General features: G+C 66.8%; 19 protein-coding genes. 7 read left to right on the top strand and 12 right to left on the bottom strand.

The window, feature by feature from the left end:
• Positions 1 to 197 precede the first annotated feature (197 nt).
• The 7 genes from ACTJJX_RS11615 to ACTJJX_RS11585 all read left to right on the top strand — a co-directional run bounded on the left by ACTJJX_RS11615 (position 198) and on the right by ACTJJX_RS11585 (position 6,887).
• On the top strand, positions 198 to 392 hold the full coding sequence (locus ACTJJX_RS11615) for a heavy-metal-associated domain-containing protein (protein WP_003453567.1): 195 nt from the start codon (positions 198 to 200) through the stop codon (positions 390 to 392).
• Between the two features lie 228 nt (positions 393 to 620).
• Positions 621 to 902, top strand: a complete 282-nt coding sequence (locus tag ACTJJX_RS11610; protein WP_161789441.1) for a hypothetical protein — start codon at positions 621 to 623, stop codon at positions 900 to 902.
• On the top strand, positions 793 to 1,830 hold the full coding sequence (locus ACTJJX_RS11605) for an HOASN domain-containing protein (protein ID WP_003119554.1): 1,038 nt from the start codon (positions 793 to 795) through the stop codon (positions 1,828 to 1,830). The genes ACTJJX_RS11610 and ACTJJX_RS11605 overlap by 110 nt, the downstream gene beginning before the upstream one ends.
• A gap of 32 nt (positions 1,831 to 1,862) precedes the next feature.
• Positions 1,863 to 2,849, top strand: a complete 987-nt coding sequence (locus tag ACTJJX_RS11600; RefSeq protein ID WP_003112894.1) for an HOASN domain-containing protein — start codon at positions 1,863 to 1,865, stop codon at positions 2,847 to 2,849.
• Positions 2,850 to 2,879: 30 nt separating this feature from the next.
• Positions 2,880 to 4,313 carry an adenylosuccinate lyase gene (gene purB, locus ACTJJX_RS11595; protein WP_016852582.1) on the top strand — a complete coding sequence of 478 codons (1,434 nt, stop codon included), beginning with the start codon at positions 2,880 to 2,882 and terminating at the stop codon, positions 4,311 to 4,313.
• Complete coding sequence (locus tag ACTJJX_RS11590) at positions 4,313 to 5,764, top strand: class-II fumarase/aspartase family protein (RefSeq protein WP_016852583.1); 1,452 nt, start codon at positions 4,313 to 4,315, stop codon at positions 5,762 to 5,764. The genes purB and ACTJJX_RS11590 overlap by 1 nt, the downstream gene beginning before the upstream one ends.
• 49 nt (positions 5,765 to 5,813) lie before the next feature.
• Positions 5,814 to 6,887 (top strand): class I SAM-dependent methyltransferase, encoded by a 1,074-nt coding sequence (locus ACTJJX_RS11585; protein ID WP_003092054.1) that lies wholly within the window; start codon positions 5,814 to 5,816, stop codon positions 6,885 to 6,887.
• Positions 6,888 to 7,085: 198 nt separating this feature from the next.
• Here the strand turns inward: ACTJJX_RS11585 and ACTJJX_RS11580 are convergent, their stop codons facing one another.
• The 12 genes from ACTJJX_RS11580 to metG form a co-directional block, all read right to left on the bottom strand.
• On the bottom strand, positions 7,086 to 7,265 hold the full coding sequence (locus ACTJJX_RS11580) for a PA3496 family putative envelope integrity protein (RefSeq protein ID WP_003092052.1): 180 nt from the start codon (positions 7,263 to 7,265) through the stop codon (positions 7,086 to 7,088).
• A gap of 108 nt (positions 7,266 to 7,373) precedes the next feature.
• Positions 7,374 to 8,012 carry an endonuclease III gene (gene nth / locus ACTJJX_RS11575; RefSeq protein WP_003092050.1) on the bottom strand — a complete coding sequence of 213 codons (639 nt, stop codon included), beginning with the start codon at positions 8,010 to 8,012 and terminating at the stop codon, positions 7,374 to 7,376.
• Entirely contained in the window at positions 8,009 to 8,725 is a 717-nt protein-coding gene (locus tag ACTJJX_RS11570) for an electron transport complex subunit E (protein WP_003107418.1), read from the bottom strand. The genes nth and ACTJJX_RS11570 overlap by 4 nt, the downstream gene beginning before the upstream one ends.
• Positions 8,718 to 9,362: an electron transport complex subunit RsxG gene (gene rsxG / locus ACTJJX_RS11565; RefSeq protein ID WP_003092047.1), complete on the bottom strand. Its 645-nt coding sequence runs from the start codon at positions 9,360 to 9,362 to the stop codon at positions 8,718 to 8,720. Before rsxG ends, ACTJJX_RS11570 begins: the two co-directional genes overlap by 8 nt.
• Complete coding sequence (locus ACTJJX_RS11560; RefSeq protein ID WP_003117527.1) at positions 9,362 to 10,396, bottom strand: RnfABCDGE type electron transport complex subunit D; 1,035 nt, start codon at positions 10,394 to 10,396, stop codon at positions 9,362 to 9,364. Before ACTJJX_RS11560 ends, rsxG begins: the two co-directional genes overlap by 1 nt.
• A 2-nt stretch (positions 10,397 to 10,398) precedes the next feature.
• Complete coding sequence (gene rsxC / locus ACTJJX_RS11555; protein WP_009876886.1) at positions 10,399 to 12,723, bottom strand: electron transport complex subunit RsxC; 2,325 nt, start codon at positions 12,721 to 12,723, stop codon at positions 10,399 to 10,401.
• Positions 12,720 to 13,286 carry an electron transport complex subunit RsxB gene (gene rsxB, locus ACTJJX_RS11550; RefSeq protein ID WP_003103780.1) on the bottom strand — a complete coding sequence of 189 codons (567 nt, stop codon included), beginning with the start codon at positions 13,284 to 13,286 and terminating at the stop codon, positions 12,720 to 12,722. Before rsxB ends, rsxC begins: the two co-directional genes overlap by 4 nt.
• Positions 13,283 to 13,867, bottom strand: a complete 585-nt coding sequence (rsxA, locus tag ACTJJX_RS11545) for an electron transport complex subunit RsxA (RefSeq protein WP_003092041.1) — start codon at positions 13,865 to 13,867, stop codon at positions 13,283 to 13,285. The genes rsxB and rsxA overlap by 4 nt, the downstream gene beginning before the upstream one ends.
• A 136-nt stretch (positions 13,868 to 14,003) precedes the next feature.
• A complete protein-coding gene (gene tsi3, locus ACTJJX_RS11540) occupies positions 14,004 to 14,441 on the bottom strand; it encodes a T6SS effector muramidase immunity protein Tsi3 (RefSeq protein WP_003117529.1) in 438 nt (145 codons plus the stop codon).
• Positions 14,438 to 15,664: a type VI secretion system effector muramidase Tse3 gene (gene tse3, locus ACTJJX_RS11535; RefSeq protein WP_003092026.1), complete on the bottom strand. Its 1,227-nt coding sequence runs from the start codon at positions 15,662 to 15,664 to the stop codon at positions 14,438 to 14,440. The genes tsi3 and tse3 overlap by 4 nt, the downstream gene beginning before the upstream one ends.
• Before the next feature lie 86 nt (positions 15,665 to 15,750).
• Positions 15,751 to 16,551 carry a DUF4349 domain-containing protein gene (locus ACTJJX_RS11530; RefSeq protein WP_003103776.1) on the bottom strand — a complete coding sequence of 267 codons (801 nt, stop codon included), beginning with the start codon at positions 16,549 to 16,551 and terminating at the stop codon, positions 15,751 to 15,753.
• Positions 16,552 to 16,584: 33 nt separating this feature from the next.
• Positions 16,585 to 18,618: a methionine--tRNA ligase gene (metG, locus tag ACTJJX_RS11525; RefSeq protein WP_003163410.1), complete on the bottom strand. Its 2,034-nt coding sequence runs from the start codon at positions 18,616 to 18,618 to the stop codon at positions 16,585 to 16,587.
• Positions 18,619 to 18,666 lie beyond the last annotated feature (48 nt).

Below are 18,666 nucleotides of genomic sequence, written 5' to 3'. Positions count from 1 at the left end.
CGGTATCTCGGTTGCCTGGCGGAGTTGTTCTATATGTTCGTTCTTGGCTTTGCCCGTTGTTTGAAGTTTGCGGAATAACATCTGGAACTATTCATATGAATTTTTGAAAGTTTGGTTTACCTGAGAGATTTATGAGTTGACCTTGTCACGATGGCAGGACTCATGGTTCGCAGGAGTCAACAAACCAGGAGGTTGCGATGTTTTCTTTCCATATTCCGAACATGACCTGCGGCGGTTGTGCCAAGACTGTCACCCGTATCCTGCACGGCGTCGATCCCCAGGCGCGCGTAGAGACCGATCCCCCTCGGCGCGAGGCTAGGGTCGAGAGCACTCTGGACAAGCACGCATTCCTCGAGGCGTTGAGCGACGCCGGTTATCCGGAGGGCCGTTGAGTGCAAGGGCATGACGCAGGCGTAGGGTCGGATAGTAGCGTTTCGCCCAGTGCCGGCAATAGGAAAATGATTTTCATTGAAGTCTGCGCGCCATATGCCATCAATGGCGCTTGGCTATTGTGGAAAGAACGCTTTGGAATTTGTAAATCAATATTTCAGTCGGCCGCGAGGTGACAGTTATGTGAACGGAAATAGGCGCTGACAGGAAACCCTAAAAGTTATTCTCCGATGGATTCGCAGGCCTTTAGCTCGGGGTTTTTCGCAGCGCATCCAGTGTTATCGAAGAGCACCTTTCGGCGAACTCCGTTGTCCGCCGAGAAGGCCGCTGCATTGCTTGACCTTGCCACCGTGGCAAGCTTTACGGTCGCCCCGCACAACAACAAAAACAAGGGTGATCCAAATGACTTCAAATCCGTTACAGCAATGCTGCAGTTCTTCCTCCGATATGAATATCCGTTCCCAGCGGACAATGTCGGAACCTGCCCGAAATGCATCGGCTCTCCTGGCTGAAGCCTTGAAACCCGGTGCCTCCCTGGACCAGATCACGCTCGCGCTCGAGGCGATTCTCGCGGTCACGGCCAAAGGCCTGGGCGGCGATGCTTCGGCTTACGCGCAGTACCAGGCGTTGCTCCTGGAACTGCACGTAGGCAGCGATCCGCATACGGAGCCGACCCGCCGCTGGATGGCGAGCCAGGTCTACCTGGTCGAGGATCGTTTCGCTCCCGAGCCGGCCGGTTTCAGCGCCGTCCCGGTGGAGGAGTTCCGCAAGAAGGTCGACGCCGAGATCGAGGCGCGCAGCCGGGTGCGCCATCCCATGTCGGTCCACCTGTTCCAGGGCACGCCGCCGGTCGAGGACGTGCGCTTCTTCCTGGAACACCATTGGGTCCGTTCCTACAACTTCTACAGCCTCCTGGCGGAGCTGGCCTTCCGCTTCGAAAACATCGAGGACGCCTCGGTGTTCTACCGCAACCTCTACGGCGAGGCCGGGGCGGAGACGCCGGAGCGCTCGCACCCCGCGTTGCTGTCCCACCTGATGACCTACTTCGACATACCGCTGCGCATCGATTTCCCGGCGCTGCATCCGCTGGAGAAGGCCTACCTCAACAACCGTATCCGTTGCGTGCGGCACACCGATGTCGCCTGGGGCCTTGCGCTCCTGTACGCGGTCGAGTCGGTGAGCTGCGTCAATCACCGGCGCATCTACGAACTCCTGCAGCGCCTGGGCGTGCCCGAGCAACCCAGCGAGTTCCATCGCCTGCACGGCACCCAGGACGAGATCGATACCGAGGAGATGTGGGCGCTGATCGCCAAGTTCGCGCCGAGCGAAGACTTCCAGCGCAAGTTCATGCAGTCGCTGGCGCGCCACTTCGAAATCAACCGGGCCTACTTCGACCTGCTCTGGGAGCAGATGCAGGCGAATTCCCTGGCCATGGCCTGATGCCTATCCAGAACAAGAACAAGGAGTACAGGATGAATACCCGCAATTTTTCCCTGCCGCAGTTGCAGAACCTGCCCATCGAAGAAGCACGCATCGTTGCCGATGCGCTGGCCGTCCACGCTACTTCCCGCCAGATCGATAGCGCCGCGAGCAAGCTGGCCGCGCTGGCCGAGGCAGGGCTCAAGGGCGACCGCCAGGCCTATGCCGCGTACCAGCAGTTGCTCTACGTCCTTTCGTTGAGCGACGACGTGGCGACCGCCCAGACCCGGCGCTGGCTGGCCCGGGCGATCTATCGCGTCGAAGAGCGTTTCATGCCCGCCGCCGATCTTTCCAGGGCGCTGTCCGAGGAGGATTTCCAGAAGCGTCTCGAACAGGAAATCGCCGCGCAGTCCCGCGAGCGGCACCCGATGTCGCAGTACGTGTTCTCCGGCTCGGCCTCCCGCGCGCAGCTCCAGGTGTTCCTCCGTCACCAGTGGTTCCGCACCTTCCGCCTGTACCGCGATGCGGCCGACCTGTTGGTCAACCTGACCGATGTGGACGAGGCCGCGGCGCTCGCGCGTTACCTCTATGGCGAGTTGGGCGAGGAAGACGAAAAGGGTTCGCATCCGCGCCTGCTGGCCAAGCTGCTCGAGGCCATCGGCCTGGAGGCGGACTTCCAGGCCGTGTCGACGATGCCCGAGGAAATCGCCTACCTGAACAATCGTGCCCGTGCCTTCCGGCATGCCGAGGTCGGTTGGGGGCTGGCGGTGTTCTACATCACCGAACTGGTCGTGCCGGGGAACCACGAAAAGCTCTATCGGGCCCTGCTCCAGGCCGGCCTGAGCGAGGACCAGGCGGAGTACTACAAGGTCCACATCAGCCTCGTACCGCCGCGGGCCAAGCGCGAATGGCAACTCATCGCGCGGCGGATTCCGGACGTGCAGTTCCAGAATGCGTTCCTGACCTCGCTATCGCAGCACTTCCGTGTGGAAAGGGCCTATTACGACGCGATCTGGGAAGAGATGCAGAGCGTCAAGTGACTTCCACCGGGACAAAGCGAGCACTCGAAAATGCCAAGTCACATTACGGAATCCCGTATACACGGGGGCGCCTACTCGTCCCCGGCATTCGCCGCGATCTTTTCCGATACCAACCAGGTGCGGAGGTGGCTGGATGTCGAGCGAGCCTTGGCGGCGACCCAGGGCGAGATGGGCATCATCCCCCACGAGGCGGCGCGGGAGATCGACCGCGCCGCCCAGGTGGAGCGCTTCGACCTCATGCAACTGGGCCGCGAAAGCCTGGAGACAGGGCACCTGCTGGTGCCTACCATCCGCGCCCTGGCGAGGTTGTGCGAGGGTAGCTGGGGGGAGTACGTGCACTATGGCGTGACCACTCAGGACATCCTAGACACCGGGCTGATGCTGCAGGTCAAGGAAGCCTGGGGCCATGCGCTCGGGCTCCTGCACTCGATCCGTGGCCATCTGCTGGCGCTCGCCCTGCGCCACCAGCACACGCCGATGGTTGCACGCACCCACGGGCAGCAGGCGCTGCCCACGACCTTCGGCTACAAGGTCGCCGTCTGGGTGGATGAAATCGACCGTCACCTGGCGCGCTTCGACGAGGCGCGCGAACGCGTCCTGGTCGGCAATCTGACCGGTGCCGTGGGAACCCTGGCGTCGTTCGGCGCCCAGGGCTTCGAGCTACAGCGGCGAACCCTGGCCAGGCTTGGTCTCGGCGCGCCGTCGACCAGTTGGCACAGCGCCCGGGACCGGGTGCTGGAGGTTGCCGGGTTGCTGGTCCAGGTGTCGGTGACGCTGGGCCGGGTGGCGAACGAGATCTACCACCTGCAGCGCAGCGAAATCGACGAGGTACGCGAGGGCAGCCGGCCGGGACAGGTGGGCAGCAGCACCATGCCGCACAAGCGGAACCCGTCGTCGGTCGACCTGGTCAGCGCGCTGTCGCGGCTGGTGCGGGCACAGATGGTGGCGCTCACCGATGCCGCGTTCCAGTTGCACGAGCGCGACGGCACCGCCTGGCGCATCGAGTGGGCGGCGTTGCCGGAGCTGTTCGTCTACGCCGGCGCCTTGCTGACCCGCATGGAGGCGGTGCTGGCCGAGGGGCTCGAGGTGCGCGAGGAACGCATGCGCGCCAACCTCGACCTGCTGGGTGGGCTGATCCTGTCGGAGCGGGTCATGCTCGCGCTGGCGGGGCAGTTCGGCAAGCAGACCGCCCACGAACTGCTCCATGAGATAACCCAGGCCTCCCAGCGGCAGGGCGTTCCGTTCCGCGAGGCGCTGCTCGGGCAGCCAAGGTTGCGCGGCTGTTTCAGCGCCGAGGCGCTCGAAGAACTGCTCGACCCCGTCGGCTACGTCGGCCTCGCCGCGGAGATGGTCGACCTGGTCGCCGGCAAACCACGAACCGGCGCGTCGGGCGACAGGCCCGAAGGCGCCGCCTCTTCCCAAGGAAATCCCGGTCAGTCCCAGTACGTGATGGAGGATAGGTGATGGATGCTGAATCGCTGGAAATGCTTGCCCGTTCCTTGTGCACCGCGCATCCGCAGAGCTTCGGCGGCGCACCGGCCGAGTCGTCCTGCAAGCACGAACACAGTCACATCGTTGACTCTAAAACCCATGGCGGCGGCTACGCCGGCCCGGTGAGCCGCCGGATCTTCTGTAGCCACTGCCGCCTGCAACGCTGGCTCGACGTGGAGGCGGCACTGGCGCTGGCGCAGGCCGATGTCGGCGTCATCCCGCCCGAGGCCGCGCTGGAGATCGCGAAGGCCGCCAGGCTTTCGGCCGTCGACCTGCAGCAGATCGCCGACGGCGTGGCCAGCACCGGGCACTCGCTGATGCCCCTGCTGGGCGCGCTGCAAAGGAACTGCAGCCCCAGCGCGCGCGAGTACGTGCATTTCGGCGCGACCACGCAGGATATCCAGGACACCGCGCAGTCCCTGGAAATGCGCGATGTGCTGGATGAAACGGAGCGGGCGCTGGACATCCTCCTGGACCGGCTCTCGGTGCTGGCGAGCGGGACCCGCAATGCGCTGATGGTCGCCAGGACCCACTCGATCCCGGCGTTGCCGACCACCTTCGGGCTGAAGGTGGCCGGCTGGATCGACGAGTTGCTGCGTCACCGCGAACGCCTGGGCGAGGCGCGCAAGCGGATCCTGGTGGTGCAACTGTTCGGCGGCGTGGGCACGATGGCCGCCTTCGGCGACGAGGCCATGCTCCTGCTCGAAAGCTTCGCGCGGCGGCTGTCGCTGGACGTGCCGCTGGCGGGTTGGCACGTGTCCCGCGACCGGGTTACCGAGTTCGTCAGCACCCTGGCCATGGTCACCGCGTCCCTGGCGCGGATCGCCGACGAGATCCGCACCCTGAACCGCTGGGAGATCGGCGAGCTGGAGGTGGGCTGGACGCAGCAGCAGATCGGTAGCAGCACCATGCCCCACAAGCGCAATCCGGAAGGCTGCGAGCAGGTCGTGGTGCTGGCCCGGCTGGCCAAGGCCCAGGTCCTGCTCGCGTTGGACGCCATGATCCTCGAGCACGAGCGGGACTACCGCGGCACGCGCCTGGAATGGTGTGCGGTGGCGGACGTTTCCCACTATGCGCTGATGGCGCTGTCGCTGCTGACCGACACCATCGACGGGCTCACGGTCCACGACGAGACCATGGCGCGGACGGCGAATGCATACAGCGATGCGATCTGTACCGAGGCGTTCGTCTTCGAGATGGCCAAGCAACTGGGCAAGAGCAGCGCTTACGAAATCATCTTCGAGATCACCCAGGCCTGCCAGCGCAAGCGGATTCCGATGCGCCAGGCGCTCGAGTCGGATCCGCGGGTGGGCGCCGTCATGCCGAAGGAAACCCTGGCCAGGCTGTTCGAGCCGCGGACCCATCTCGGCATGGCCGGGACCATCGTCGACAAGGTGCTGGACAAGGTCGCCAGCCACCACTGAATCACCCGCCGCCAGAGGCGGCGGTACTGCACATCAACGGAGAACAAGAATGACAAAGGCTAACGAGATCGAAACCGCGAAGGTCAAGCAGTTTTCAGCACGGATCATGGAGGACTACGGCAATACCCTGCGCGGCGCGATGCTCTACATCGGCGACCGCCTGGGGCTATTCAAGGCGCTCGCCCATGGCCAATGGGTGACCCTGGAAGAGCTGGCGCAGCAGACCGGCTACACCACCCGCTACCTGCGCGAATGGCTGGGCAGCATGGTCACCGGCAACTACCTGGCCTACGATCCGCAGAGCAGGAGCTATCGGTTGCCGGCCGAGTTCGTCCCGGTGCTCGCCGACGAGGACTCGCCTTATTTCGCCGGCGGGATCATCCAGTTGAGCGTGCCCTTCGTGAGCATGGCGCCGAAGATCATCGAGGCCTTCCGCTGCGGCGGCGGTTGCCCCGAGGAATCCTTCCCGCTGGAAACCTGGGAAGGCATGGAGCGCATGACCATGCCCTGGTACAAGCACTTCCTCGTGCAGCACTGGATTCCTTCGCTGGATGGCGTCAAGGAAAAGCTCCAGGCGGGTGGCAGCGTGCTCGATTTCGGCTGCGGCAGCGGGCTGGCCGCGATCATGATGGCCAAGGCGTTCCCCGAAGCCCAGGTCTATGGCTGTGACTTCCACGCGCCGTCCATCGAACGCGCGCGGGCGAACGCCGAGGCCGCGGGGGTCGGCGACCGGGTGCGCTTCGAGGTCAGCGATTCCGATGCGCTGGCGGGCAAGAAGTTCGACTTCGTCACGACCTTCGTGGTCATCCACGACGCGACCGACCCGCAGCAGATGATGAAGGACCTGCGCGAGTCGACCGCCGACGATGGGACCTACCTGATGGTGGAACTCAACCTGTCGCAGGAACTGCACGAGAACATGAACCTGTTCGGTCGCGTGATGTACCCGCAGAGCACGCTGTATTGCATGACCTGTTCGCTGTCCCACGGCGGCGAGGGCCTCGGCGCCTTCATGGGCGAGGACCGCGCGCGGCAGATGGCCGAGGCCGCCGGCTTCAGTCGCTTCCGCAAGGTGCCTTCGGAGTGGCCGCCGCTGCCGGCGCTGTTCGAACTGCGACCCTGACGGCGTTATCCGGGACGGCCGGGACGGCGACCGTCGGATAGCGGTTGCCGTGGCCGCCGCCCGGCGCGTGCCGGCTGGGCATGGCGGTCTCGGCTCGATCGCACCGGTGTTCAGGCCCGCTTCGGCGGGCTTTTCATGGCCCCCGGAAAAACGAAGCCCCGCCAATTGCGGGGCTTGCTTGCGGTGTGGGCGGCGCTCTCACAGGTCGAAGTCGTAGTCCGACAACTGGCGCTGCAGGCGGCGTTCTTCCAGCAGGTTGTCGATGATGCGACGCTTGGTCAGGTTGGTCTTGGCCACCTCGACGCTGGTTTCCTCGCCGTCATCCTCTTCAACGCCGGCTTCGTCGTCGATCTCGAGTTCTTCTTTGGCTTTTGCCATGACATTCACTCCAACTTATGGGGTGGTAATGGCGCACCTTATAGCGACAAAGCCGTGGCTGGTAAAAAAGATTTTTTCAATCGTAAAGATAGGATTTCGAATAGTTGATCAATCGTCTGAAGTCTTGTGCTTGTATTCGCACAGGTCCTCGATCCGGCAGCTTCCGCATTGCGGCTTGCGCGCCTTGCAGACGTAGCGGCCATGCAGGATCAGCCAGTGGTGGGCATCGAGCAGGTACTCGCGCGGCACGAACTTCAGCAGTTTCTTCTCCACCTCCAGAACGTTCTTTCCCGGTGCTATGCCGGTGCGGTTGGCGACGCGGAAGATATGCGTGTCCACCGCCATGGCCAGTTGCCGGAAGGCGGTGTTGAGCACCACGTTGGCGGTCTTGCGGCCAACCCCGGGCAGGGCTTCGAGGTCCTCGCGGTTGTCGGGGACCTGGCCGCCGTGCTTTTCGATGAGGATGCGGCAGGTTTCGATGACGTTCTTCGCCTTGCTGTTGTAGAGGCCGATGGTCTTGATGTACTCCGACAGCCCCTCGACGCCGAGGGCGTGGATCGCCTCGGGGGTGTTGGCCACCGGATAGAGGCGGGCGGTGGCCTTGTTCACCCCGACGTCGGTGGCCTGGGCGGAGAGGATCACCGCGATGAGCAGTTCGAAGGGGGTGGTGTAGGCCAGTTCGGTCCTTGGCTCGGGGTTGTCTTCGTGCAGTCGGCGGAAGATCTCCGCGCGCTTGGCGGCATTCATTCAATCACTCCGGTGACGCGGACGCGCTGGCGCTGGGTGGCGGGTACGTCGCCCGCCTGCACCTTGGCGCGTTCCGCCAGGCTTTCATCGATACGGTTCTTCAGGGCGATCAGCAGGCCGAGCATGATGAACGCGCCCGGCGGCAGGATCGCCAGCAGGAAGCCCTGGTACTGCGGGAACGGCTGGATCTTCCAGTCCGCCGCCGCCGGGCCGAACAGCAAGTGCATGTCGGCCAGCAGGGTACCCTGGCCGAGCAGCTCGCGCAGGCCGCCGAGGACCAGCAGGACCAGGGCGAAGCCGAGGCCCATCAGCAGTCCGTCGAAGCTGGCGCGCAGCACGCCGTTCTTCGCCGCGAAGGCCTCGGCGCGACCGAGGATCACGCAGTTGGTGGTGATCAGCGGGATGAAGATGCCGAGGACCTGGTACAGCTCGTAGGTCCAGGCCTGCATCAGCAGTTCGATGCAGGTGGTCAGCACGGCGATGATCATGACGAACGCCGGTAGCCGGATCGCCTCGCTCACCGCGCCGCGCACCAACGATACCGCGGCATTGGAGCAGGCCAGCACGAGCATGGTGGCCAGGCCCAGGCCGAGGGCGTTGACCGTCGAGTTGCTGGTGCCCAGCAGCGGGCACAGGCCGAGCAACTGGACCAGGCCCGGGTTGTTGCGCCACAGGCCGTTGCGGGCGATCTCGCGGAAATCTTGTTCACTCATGTCCGGCAGCCTCTTCGGGGGCGAGCAGGCGTTCGCGGTTGGCGTCGAAGTAGCGCAGCGCCTTGTGCACGGCGCGGACCACGGCGCGCGGGGTGACGGTGGCGCCGGCGAACTGGTCGAACGTACCGCCGTCCTTCTTCACCGCCCAGCCGGCGTCCGCCGGATCGCCCAGGCTCTTGCCGTCGAAACCGTGCACCCAGGGACTCTTGGCCAGTTCGATGCGGTCGCCGAGGCCGGGGGTTTCCTTGTGCGCGACGACCCGCACGCCGAGCAGCCGGCCCTGGGCGGTGACCCCGACCAGTAGCTGGATGGCGCCGCTGTAGCCATCCGGCGCGCTGGCCTGGAGGATGACTGCGCTGGCCTGGCCGTGCAGGCGGGCGACATAGGCCGGACGCGGCGCATCCAGGCCGAGCAGCTTCGGCGCGAAGGTTGGCACCTGGCTGTCCAGCGGATGGTTGTCGTAGCTGCCCGGCGGCAGCAGTTCCAGCAGGGCGCGGCCGCGCGCCTCGCGCTGGGCTTCGGCGATGCGCGCCTCTGTGAATTGCTGCACCAGGGCCACCAGGCCCACCCCGACCAGAGCGAAGAGCCCGAGCAGGAGGGCGTTGCGCAGCATCGAGCGGCGAGTCGCGGCGTCCATCAGTCGCCTGCCTTGAAGCCGCGCTCGGCCTTGCGATGGCCGTAGGTGCGCGGCCGGGTGTAGTAGTCGATGGTCGGCGCCGCCAGGTTCATCAGCAGCACGGCGAACGCCACGCCATCGGGATAGCCGCCCCAGGTGCGGATGACGTAGGTGAGGACGCCGACGCCGAGGCCGAAGACCAGCCGCCCGCGATTGCTGGTGGCGCCGGACACCGGGTCGGTGACGATGAAGAAGGCGCCGAGCATGGTCGCCCCGCTGAACAGATGGAACAGTGGCGAGCCATGGGAATCGGAGCCGGAACCATTCCAGAACAGCAGGCTCATGGCGAACAGGCCGGCGAGCATGCCCAGCGGCGCGTGCCAGGTGAACAGCCGGCGCCAGAGCAGGAACAGGCCGCCGAGGAGGAACGCCAGGTTGACCCACTCGCTGCCGGCGCTACCGAGGTGGCCGAAGGCCGGGTTGCCGGCGAACAGCTCATCGACGGTCAGGCTGCGGTCGGTCTTCAGCACGTCGAGGGCGGTGGCGTGGGCCCAGGCGTCCGGCCGGGTAGCGAGGCCGAGGAATTCGCGGAGGCTGTCGGGCAGGCCGAGGGCGCTGTCCGGCGAGGGCCAGCGGGTCATTTCCAGGGGAAACGAGACCAGCGCCACGACGTAGCCGAGCATCGCCGGGTTGAACGGGTTCTGTCCGAGGCCGCCGTACAGGTGCTTGCCGAATACCAGGGCGAAGAAGGTCGCCACCAGGGTCAGCCACCAGGGGGCGTAGGGCGGCAGGGCGACTGCCAGCAACAGGGCGGTGACCAGCGCGCTGCCGTCCTTGAGGAACACCCCCGGCGGACGTTTGCGCAGGGCCAGCATGGCGGCTTCGCAGGCCAGCGCGACGAGGCTGGCCCAGGCCAGGTTGAGCAGGGTGCCCGGGCCGTACAGCCAGGTCAGCGTCAGCAGGCCGGGGACGCAGGCGCCGAGCACCAGGCGCATGATCGCCGGGGTACGGTTGGAGCCGCGGGCGTGGGGCGAGGTGGGGCGGGGCAGGGCCATGGTCACTCCGTGCCGTGTTCGGTCAGGGCGCGCTCGGCGGCGCTCAGGCGCGCGCGGGCGGCGGCGAGTGCGGCGGCGTCGGCGTTCGCCAGGCGTTCGAGCTTCTTCAGGGCGGCGCGGGCGTAGGCCAGCTCGGTCTTCAGCTCGCGGGTGCGCGGGTCGACCGGGCGCTTGTCGATCCGCACCAGCTCCGGCGCCGGCTTGCCGCAGGCGTCCTCGGCGGCATGCAGGTCGCGCTCGGCGGCTTGCAGCTCGCCGCGCAGGCGTTCCAGCTCGCTGTCCATCACCCCGGCCTGCTCGGCCTTCTTCAAGGCCGCGCGCTTGCCGACCAGGGCGATCTTCGCCCGCTTCAGCGCCGCCTGGCCGTCGTCGCCGGGCGCCGCGGGCTTCGGCGCGTGACGCTCGAGGCGGGCCAGGGTGGCTTCGCAACGCTCGACCTCGGCGCGCAGTTCGTCGAGGGTCGCCCGTTGCTCGGCGCCGGGCGCTTCGCCGAAGGCCTTTTCCGAGCGCTTGAGCTGGGCGCGGGCCATGGCGGCCTGGGCCTTGGCCTTCTTCAGTTCGGCTTCGTCGTCGAGCGCGGCAGGCGGTGCGCTGGGTAGGTCGCGCGGCAGGCTGGCTTCGGCATCGGCCAGGGCCTTGTCGGCGGCCTCGGCGGCGGCGCGCAGTTCCGCGACCAGGCCATGCTGTTCCGGGGTGTCGTGGCTGAGCAACTGTTTCTCGGCCTTCTTCAGGGCCACCCGCGCCATGCTCGCTTCGATCTTCAGCCGTTTCAGCCGTTCGCTGCCGCTACCGGCCTGCTTGCGCGCCCTGGCCCGCTCGATCGCCGCCTGCACCGGGTCGACCGCCGTGGCGGGGGCGGCTTCCTCGCGCTCGGCCTGGGCGGCGCGCGCCAGCGCGGCCTTCTCCGCGCGTTGGGCGCGTTCTGCGGCCCGGCGCTCCTCGTCGCGGCGCAGGCGAGCCTGGCGTTGCTCGAAACGCTCACGGGATTGTTCGGCCTTCAGCAGCTTCTGCCGCTGCTCGCGGATCTCCGCCTTGGACGCGCGGTAGTACTGCACCAGGGGAATGCTCGACGGGCAGACGTAGGCGCAGGCGCCGCATTCGATGCAATCGAACAGGTTGTGGGCGAGCAATTGCTCGTGCTCGTCGCCCAGGGCGAAGAAATGCAGTTGTTGTGGCAGCAGGCTGACGGGGCAGACCTGGGCGCAGTCGCCGCAGCGGATACAGGGCATGGCCGGCACTGGTTCCGGCAGCTCCGTGGCATCGCCGGCGAGCAGGCAGTTGCAGGTCTTGATCAGCGGCACCGAGAGATCGGGCAGGGCGAAGCCCATCATCGGCCCGCCCATCAGCACGCGTTCCAGGCGTCCCTCGGCGAGGCCGGCGAACGCCAGCAACTCGTGTACCGGCGTACCGATCAGCGCCTCGACGTTCATCGGCCGCTCCAGGGCGCCGCCGGCGAGGGTAGTGATCCGCGAGATCAGCGGCCGACCGAGGACGACGGCATCGTGCACGGCGGCCAGGGTGCCGACGTTCTGGCACAGGATGCCGATGTCCGCCGGCAGGCCGTCCGCCGGGACTTCCCTGCCGGTGAGCAACTGGATCAGCTGGCGCTCGCCGCCCGAGGGATAGCGGGTCGGCAGGGCGACGATGCGATAGGGCCGTTCACCGAGGGCGGCGCCGAGGGCGGCGATGGCTTCCGGTTTGTCGTCCTCGATGCCGACCAGCACCTCTTCGGGGCACAGGATCTGCACCAGGATATCGATGCCGCCCAGCACCTGCGTGGCGCGCTCGCGCATGAGCAGGTCGTCGGCGCTGATGTAGGGCTCGCATTCGGCGCCGTTCACCACCAGCGTATGGATCTTTTCCGCCGGGCGCGCGGCGAGCTTGGCCGCGGTGGGGAAGCCGGCGCCGCCGAGACCGCCGATGCCGGCCGCGCGGATGCGTTCGAGCAACGCCAGCGGACTTTCGGCGCGGAAGTCCGGGCAGGGATGCAGCTCGGTCCAGCGCTCCAGGCCGTCGCTGGCGATGACGATGGCCGGCGCGGGAAGACCGGAGGCATGCGGATAGGGGTGTGCGCCGATCGCCACCACGGTACCCGAGGTCGGGGCATGCAGCGCGGCGCTGACGGTGCCGTCCGGGAGGGCGATGGTCTGGCCCTTGAGTACGGCCTGGCCGACTTCCACGCAAGGTCGCGCCGGCGCGCCGATGTGCTGGCCGAGCGGCACGATGTAGCGCTGCGCCAGCGGCGCCTGCTGGATCGGCAGGGCGGTGGAGCGCTCCTTGTTGGCCGGCAGGCAGAGGCCGCCGGGGAAGGCGTGCAGGGCGCTCATGCCGCTCGCTCCCGGTCGCTGGCGATCAGTCGCGGCGACGGCTGGGGCCACTTCCAGTGGCGCACGTCGTCCGGTATCTCGCGCATCTCGATGCAGTCCACCGGACAGGGCTCCAGGCACAGGTCGCAACCGGTGCATTCGTCGGCGATCACCGTGTGCATCAACCGTGCGGCGCCGACGATGGCGTCCACCGGGCAGGCCTGGATGCACTTGGTGCAGCCGATGCATTCGGCCTCGCGGATGTAGGCTACCCGCGGCGGGGTTTCCTCGGCGGCGTCGAGCGGCTCGGGCTCCAGGTCGAGCAGGTCGGCGAGGGCGCGGATGGTCGCTTCGCCGCCCGGCGGGCACTTGTTGATCTTGTCGCCGGCGGCGATCGCCTCGGCGTAGGGCTTGCAGCCGGGGTAGCCACACTGGCCGCACTGGGTCTGCGGCAACAGGGCGTTGACCTGCTCGGCGACCGGATCGCCCTGGACGCGGAAGCGCACCGCCGCATAGCCGAGCAGCGCACCGCCGGCCAGGCAGATCGGCAGCAGCGCGCCGATCGCCAGGAACACGCCGTTCATGGCCGGACCAACCCACTGAAGCCCATGAACGCCAGCGACATCAGGCCGGCGGTGATCATGCCGATGGCCGCGCCGCGGAACGGCGCCGGCACGTCGGCGATGGCGATGCGCTCGCGCAGGGCGGCGAACAGCACCAGCACCAGGGAAAAGCCCAGCCCGGCGCCGAAGCCCTGGGTAGTGGCCTGGAGGAAGCCGTATTCAGCCTTGTTGGCGTTGAGCAGGGCGACGCCGAGGACGATGCAATTGGTGGTGATCAGCGGCAGGAAGATGCCGAGCACCCGGTACAGCAGCGGGCTGGTCTTCTTCACCAGCATCTCGGTGAACTGCACCACCACCGCGATCACCAGGATAAAGCCGATGGTGCGCAGGTACTCCAGGTCCAGCGGGCGCAGCACGTAGCGTTGCAGGATATGGCTGCACATCGCCGCCAGGGTCAGGACGAAGGTGGTGGCGAGGGACAGGCCGATGGCCGTCTCGATCTTCCGCGACACGCCCATGAACGGGCACAGGCCGAGGAACTGCACCAGGACAAAGTTGTTGACCAGGATGGCGCTGACCAGGATCAGGGCGAGTTCAGTCATACGCGAAGCATTCGTTGCAGGGCCGGGGCCGTCGGGGGAAATCCCCTATTATCGGGTGGGATTGCCCTGCAAGGCTAGCGCAAACACGTACGAAAGACCGGGAGACGGACTGCCGTTGCGTCTCCCGGGGTCGCGCTCACTGCAACCTGGCCCGCTCCAGCAGCGCCCAGGCCAGGGCGAAGGTCGGTTCGCCATCCTCGCTCTGCTCGCTGGCGCTGACCACGATCCACCGCGCGCCCGCCGGCTTGGCTGCCCACAGGCGGTATTCGCTGCCTGCGGAGCCGCCGTCGTCTTCCTCTACCTTGTAGCGCGCCTCGCCGTCGCCCAGGCGCCTGCTCGCCAGGTCGGTCGGGGGCGGCGCGTCCCGGCGCTGGACCTCCAGTTGGCGTGGGTTGCGCAGCTTGCCGCCTTCGTCGAAGCGGAAGCCCTCGGCGCTGCGCCGCGCGTCGAAGCCGACGGGGCGCTCCACCACCAGCCCGTTCGGGTGGGTCAGGGTCTTGTCGAAGTCCACCCCGGACTCCGCGGTGCAGGCCAGCAGGGCGAGGCTGGCGAGAATCAGGGCGACTGTCTTCATGGGAACCTCATTCCAGGGTCGAGGAAGGTGGCGTAGGCATCGTCGACGAACATCGGCCAGCCCGGCGACAGGTTGTCGTCCCAGGGCCGCGAGGTGTATTCCGAGGCCAGCGCGCGGACATTGTCCCGCGGCCAGTTGCGCGGATTGCCGGCGTAGGCGCGGAGATCGATGGAGGGAAATGCGCCGCGGGTCTTCGGCAGCTTGCGCAGGTCCTGTTGCGACGCGAGGTTGGCGACGTAGCGGATGTAACGGGCGGTGGCGAAGATGTTGAATTCGTCGGAAGCCAGCAGGGTGGCGACCGCCTTGCGCGACAGACCGCGGCGCACCGGCTGGCCGAGCAGGTCGGTGAACAGCTCGTACTTGATCGCGGTGGAGACCACCACCTGGCCGAGGCCGATGGAGGTGTTGGCGCTCTTGATGCTGACTGCCGCCTGATAGTCCTTGGCGTCTTCGTCGCGGGTCTGGTCACGCTGCTCGGCGAGGATGATCGCGCCGATCAGTTGCGGCGTCAGGTCGTACTTGCGCGCGGCCGCGGACATGACCTTGGCCCGCGACGGCGGGTTGCCCGGATAGGCGTCGGGGAACAGCGTGCTGATCGGCTGGCCGACCAGCGTCTGTGCCTGGTTCAGCTTGTCTTGCGGCGAAAGCTGGCTCAGGTAGGCGCCCAGGTCGCCGAGCGGGTTGCTGTACTTGGTGACGGTCGCCGGGTCCTTGTTGAGCAGCTTGAGCTGGTCGCCGAAGGCAATGGACGGCAGGTCGGTCGGATTGACGCCGGTGGCGCCGACCCCGCTGAACGGACCCTGGATCGCCTGGCTGGCCACCCCGGTGGCGCCGGCCGCGGCGAAGCCCAGGCGGCCAGCGGCGTCGGCGAGGTCGGCGCAGATGTCGAAGAAGGTGATGGTGGGGAAGTAGATCCAGTTGTCGGTCTGGGTGCCCAGGGGATTGTTGATCAGGCTGCGGATCAAGGCATTGCGTGCCTGGTAGCGCTGCATGGTGGTGCGCCCGGCGATGCTGGCGATCAGCGAGCGCGCCAGTTCCGGCGGGCCCACCCGCTGGAACAGCTTGATCAGCGAGCCGCTCTTGTCGAGTGCGGCGATGGTCGCATCGGGCACGTTGTCGTTGCGGATCGCGGCGATCACCCGGCGGGCTTCCTGGCGGGTCACCTGCCAGTCGTCCCAGCTATAGGAAATCAGTGACTCGATCAGGTCGCTGGTGGCGGTCATCGGTCTTCCTCCTTGTGAGTTGCCAGGCCCGTCAGGCGGTCCTGGGCGAAAGAGCGGACCCTCCCGGTCCGCCCGTATGCCTGGGCTCAGCGCGCCTCGTTCTTGCCGGGCCGCCGCAGCCAGCGCCACAGGCCGCGCAGCAACAGGCCCAGCGGCAGCAGCACGACGAGGAACGGCAGGCTGTAGGCGAAGAATTTCATCGCGGCGATGGTGCCATCGACAAGGTCGTCGAGCAGTTGCCCGGCGGCCGTGGCGAGCTGGCCGAGGCGGCTGTCCGGCTGCGCCTCGCTGCTGAAGCTCAGGGTCAGCAGGTTGGTGGCGATGCGCCGCTGCTGCTGGGCGCCGGCCTGGGCGTTGTCGGCCAGTTGAGCTTCCACCGCGGCGATTTCCTTGGCCAGGGCCAGCAGGTCGCCGACGCTCATGTCCTTGCGCCCCTGGTATTGCTGCAGGGTCTGGTACTCGCGTTGCAGGCGCTCGCGTTGCTGGCGGGTGTCGGCGACCGCCTGGGCCAGGTCCTCGGCGCGGGTCTGCCGGCTTTCCAGCGTGCCGCCCTGGGCAGCGGCCGCGACCAGCTTCTCCACGCCGTCCGGGACGATGCGCACGGTGAGTTCGGCGTAATGGCCGATACCGCCGCGTTGTTCGATGGCGAGCACGTCGCACTGGCCGAAGCGCTCGCTGTTGCAGGCGTCGCGGCTGGCGGCGAGTTGCGCGTCGATACGCGCGGCGGGAAGGCGGATGCCGACGCGGTGTTCGTAGGCGAGGGCGGTGCCGGGTTTGCCCGTCTCGCCCTGGAAACCGGCATTGCCGGAGACGCTTTCGGCGTGTTCGGCGGAGCATCCGTAGAGCGCCGCCAGCAGGACGCCGGCGGCAAGCTTCCATGCGTTCATTCTATCGAGCCCTCCGTGGCTTCGTGGTCTGCGTTACTTGACGCGCTGGCCCGGCTTGGCGCCGCTGTCCGGACTCAGCAGGTAGATCTCCTGGCCACCCGGGCCGGCGGCCAGGACCATGCCCTCGGACACCCCGAACTTCATCTTGCGCGGCGCCAGGTTGGCCACATAGAGCGTCAGGCGGCCTTCCAGGGCACTCGGGTCGGGATATGCGCTCTTGATCCCGGAGAACACGTTACGCTTCGCGTCGCCGATGTCCAGCGACAGGCGCAGCAGCTTGTCGGCGCCTTCGACGAATTCGCACTTCTCGATCAGGGCGATGCGCAGGTCGACCGCGGCGAAAGCGTCGAAGTCGATCTCCGCGGCGATGGGTTCCTTGACCAGCTCGCCGTTGCCGGCGGGTTGGGATGCGGCGGCGAGGTCTTCCTTGGAGGCTTCGATCATGGCTTCTACTTTCGCGGGCTCGATACGGGTCATCAGGGGCTGGAACGGGTTCAACTGGTGGTTGGCCAGCAGGGTCTGGTGGTCGGCCCAGGTCAGCGGGGCGACGTTGAGGAAGGCTTCGGCGGCGGCGGCCAGCTTCGGCAGCACCGGCTTGAGGAAGATCACCAACTGGCGGAACAGGTTGATGCCCAGGCCGCAGACGGCCTGGACCTTGTCCTGCTGGCCTTCCTGCTTGGCCAGCGCCCAGGGCGCCTGTTCGGCGATCCAGGCGTTGGCGCGGTCGGCGAGGGCCATGATCTCGCGCATGGCGCGATTGAAGTCGCGGGCCTCATAGGCCTCGGCGATGCCCGGTGCGGCCTCGCGGAAGGCGGCGAGCAGCTCCGGCGCCGGATCGGCGCCGACCAGCACGCCGGCGTTGCCCTTGTGGATGAAGCCGGCGCAGCGGCTGGCGATGTTGACGACCTTGCCGACCAGGTCGGAGTTGACCTTCTGCACGAAGTCCTCGAGGTTCAGGTCGAGGTCCTCGACGCCGCGGCCGAGCTTGGACGCGTAGTAGTAGCGCAGGTATTCCGGGTCCAGGTGGTCGAGGTAGGTGCGCGCCTTGACGAAGGTGCCGCGCGACTTGGACATCTTCTGGCCGTTCACGGTCAGGTAGCCGTGCACGTTCAGCGCGGTCGGCTTGCGGTAGCCGGCGCCTTCGAGCATGGCCGGCCAGAACAGCGCGTGGAAGTTGACGATGTCCTTGCCGATGAAGTGGTACAGCTCGGCGCTGGAGTCCTTGCCCCAGAACGCGTCGAAGTCCAGCTCGGGACGCCGCGCGCAGAGGTTCTTGAAGCTGGCCATGTAGCCGATCGGCGCGTCCAGCCAGACGTAGAAGTACTTGCCGGGAGCGTCGGGAATCTCGAAGCCGAAGTACGGCGCGTCACGCGAGATGTCCCACTGCTGGAGGCCGCTGTCCAGCCATTCGGCGAGCTTGTTGGCCACCGACTCCTGAAGGGCGCCGCTGCGGGTCCATTGCTTGAGCATGGCCTCGAAGTCCGGCAGCTTGAAGAAGTAGTGCAGCGATTCCTTGAGCACCGGGGTGGCGCCGGAGATCGCCGATTTCGGGTCCTTCAGTTCGGTCGGGGCGTAGGTCGCGCCGCAGGCCTCGCAGTTGTCGCCGTACTGGTCGGCGGTGCCGCACTTCGGGCAGGTGCCCTTGATGAAGCGGTCGGCGAGGAACATCTGCTTTTCCGGGTCGAAGTACTGGGTCACCGGGCGGGTGTCGATGTGCCCGGCGTCGCGCAGTTTCAGGTAGATCGCGCTGGACAGCTCGCGGTTCTCTTCCGAGTGGGTCGAGTGGTAGTTGTCGAAGTCCACCAGGAAGTCGGCGAAGTCGCCCATGTGCTCGGCGCGCACGGCGTCGATCAGTTGCTCGGAGGTGATGCCCTCGCGCTCGGCGCGGAGCATGATCGCCGAACCGTGGGCGTCGTCGGCGCAGACGTAGACGGCCTGGTTGCCACGCATCTTCTGGAAGCGCACCCACATGTCCGTCTGGATGTACTCCAGCATGTGTCCCAGGTGAATGGAACCGTTGGCGTAGGGGAGGGCGCTGGTAACGAGGATCTTGCGTGGTTCGGACATGGGTTCGGCTTATCGGCTGAGAGCTAAACGGATCGGTCACTATAAAGA

The sequence above is a fragment of the Pseudomonas sp. 22490 genome (assembly GCF_052044465.1).
Classification (GTDB): domain Bacteria; phylum Pseudomonadota; class Gammaproteobacteria; order Pseudomonadales; family Pseudomonadaceae; genus Pseudomonas; species Pseudomonas aeruginosa.
Note: the sequence above shows the minus strand (reverse complement) of the source record. Positions and strands in the feature narration are given on the sequence as shown.

Bases quoted from the DNA above. Each gene is read 5' to 3' on its own strand.
- rsxB (WP_003103780.1), bottom strand. From the start codon at position 13,286: ATGAACGGCGTGTTCCTGGCGATCGGCGCGCTGCTGCCGATCTGCCTG.
- ACTJJX_RS11610 (WP_161789441.1), top strand. From the start codon at position 621: ATGGATTCGCAGGCCTTTAGCTCGGGGTTTTTCGCAGCGCATCCAGTG.
- rsxG (WP_003092047.1), bottom strand. From the start codon at position 9,362: ATGGACGCCGCGACTCGCCGCTCGATGCTGCGCAACGCCCTCCTGCTC.
- ACTJJX_RS11530 (WP_003103776.1), bottom strand. From the start codon at position 16,551: ATGAACGCATGGAAGCTTGCCGCCGGCGTCCTGCTGGCGGCGCTCTAC.
- ACTJJX_RS11615 (WP_003453567.1), top strand. From the start codon at position 198: ATGTTTTCTTTCCATATTCCGAACATGACCTGCGGCGGTTGTGCCAAG.
- purB (WP_016852582.1), top strand. From the start codon at position 2,880: ATGCCAAGTCACATTACGGAATCCCGTATACACGGGGGCGCCTACTCG.
- ACTJJX_RS11560 (WP_003117527.1), bottom strand. From the start codon at position 10,396: ATGGCCCTGCCCCGCCCCACCTCGCCCCACGCCCGCGGCTCCAACCGT.
- metG (WP_003163410.1), bottom strand. From the start codon at position 18,618: ATGTCCGAACCACGCAAGATCCTCGTTACCAGCGCCCTCCCCTACGCC.
- rsxC (WP_009876886.1), bottom strand. From the start codon at position 12,723: ATGAGCGCCCTGCACGCCTTCCCCGGCGGCCTCTGCCTGCCGGCCAAC.
- tsi3 (WP_003117529.1), bottom strand. From the start codon at position 14,441: ATGAAGACAGTCGCCCTGATTCTCGCCAGCCTCGCCCTGCTGGCCTGC.
- rsxA (WP_003092041.1), bottom strand. From the start codon at position 13,867: ATGACTGAACTCGCCCTGATCCTGGTCAGCGCCATCCTGGTCAACAAC.
- ACTJJX_RS11585 (WP_003092054.1), top strand. From the start codon at position 5,814: ATGACAAAGGCTAACGAGATCGAAACCGCGAAGGTCAAGCAGTTTTCA.
- ACTJJX_RS11590 (WP_016852583.1), top strand. From the start codon at position 4,313: ATGGATGCTGAATCGCTGGAAATGCTTGCCCGTTCCTTGTGCACCGCG.
- tse3 (WP_003092026.1), bottom strand. From the start codon at position 15,664: ATGACCGCCACCAGCGACCTGATCGAGTCACTGATTTCCTATAGCTGG.
- ACTJJX_RS11600 (WP_003112894.1), top strand. From the start codon at position 1,863: ATGAATACCCGCAATTTTTCCCTGCCGCAGTTGCAGAACCTGCCCATC.
- ACTJJX_RS11570 (WP_003107418.1), bottom strand. From the start codon at position 8,725: ATGAGTGAACAAGATTTCCGCGAGATCGCCCGCAACGGCCTGTGGCGC.
- nth (WP_003092050.1), bottom strand. From the start codon at position 8,012: ATGAATGCCGCCAAGCGCGCGGAGATCTTCCGCCGACTGCACGAAGAC.
- ACTJJX_RS11580 (WP_003092052.1), bottom strand. From the start codon at position 7,265: ATGGCAAAAGCCAAAGAAGAACTCGAGATCGACGACGAAGCCGGCGTT.
- ACTJJX_RS11605 (WP_003119554.1), top strand. From the start codon at position 793: ATGACTTCAAATCCGTTACAGCAATGCTGCAGTTCTTCCTCCGATATG.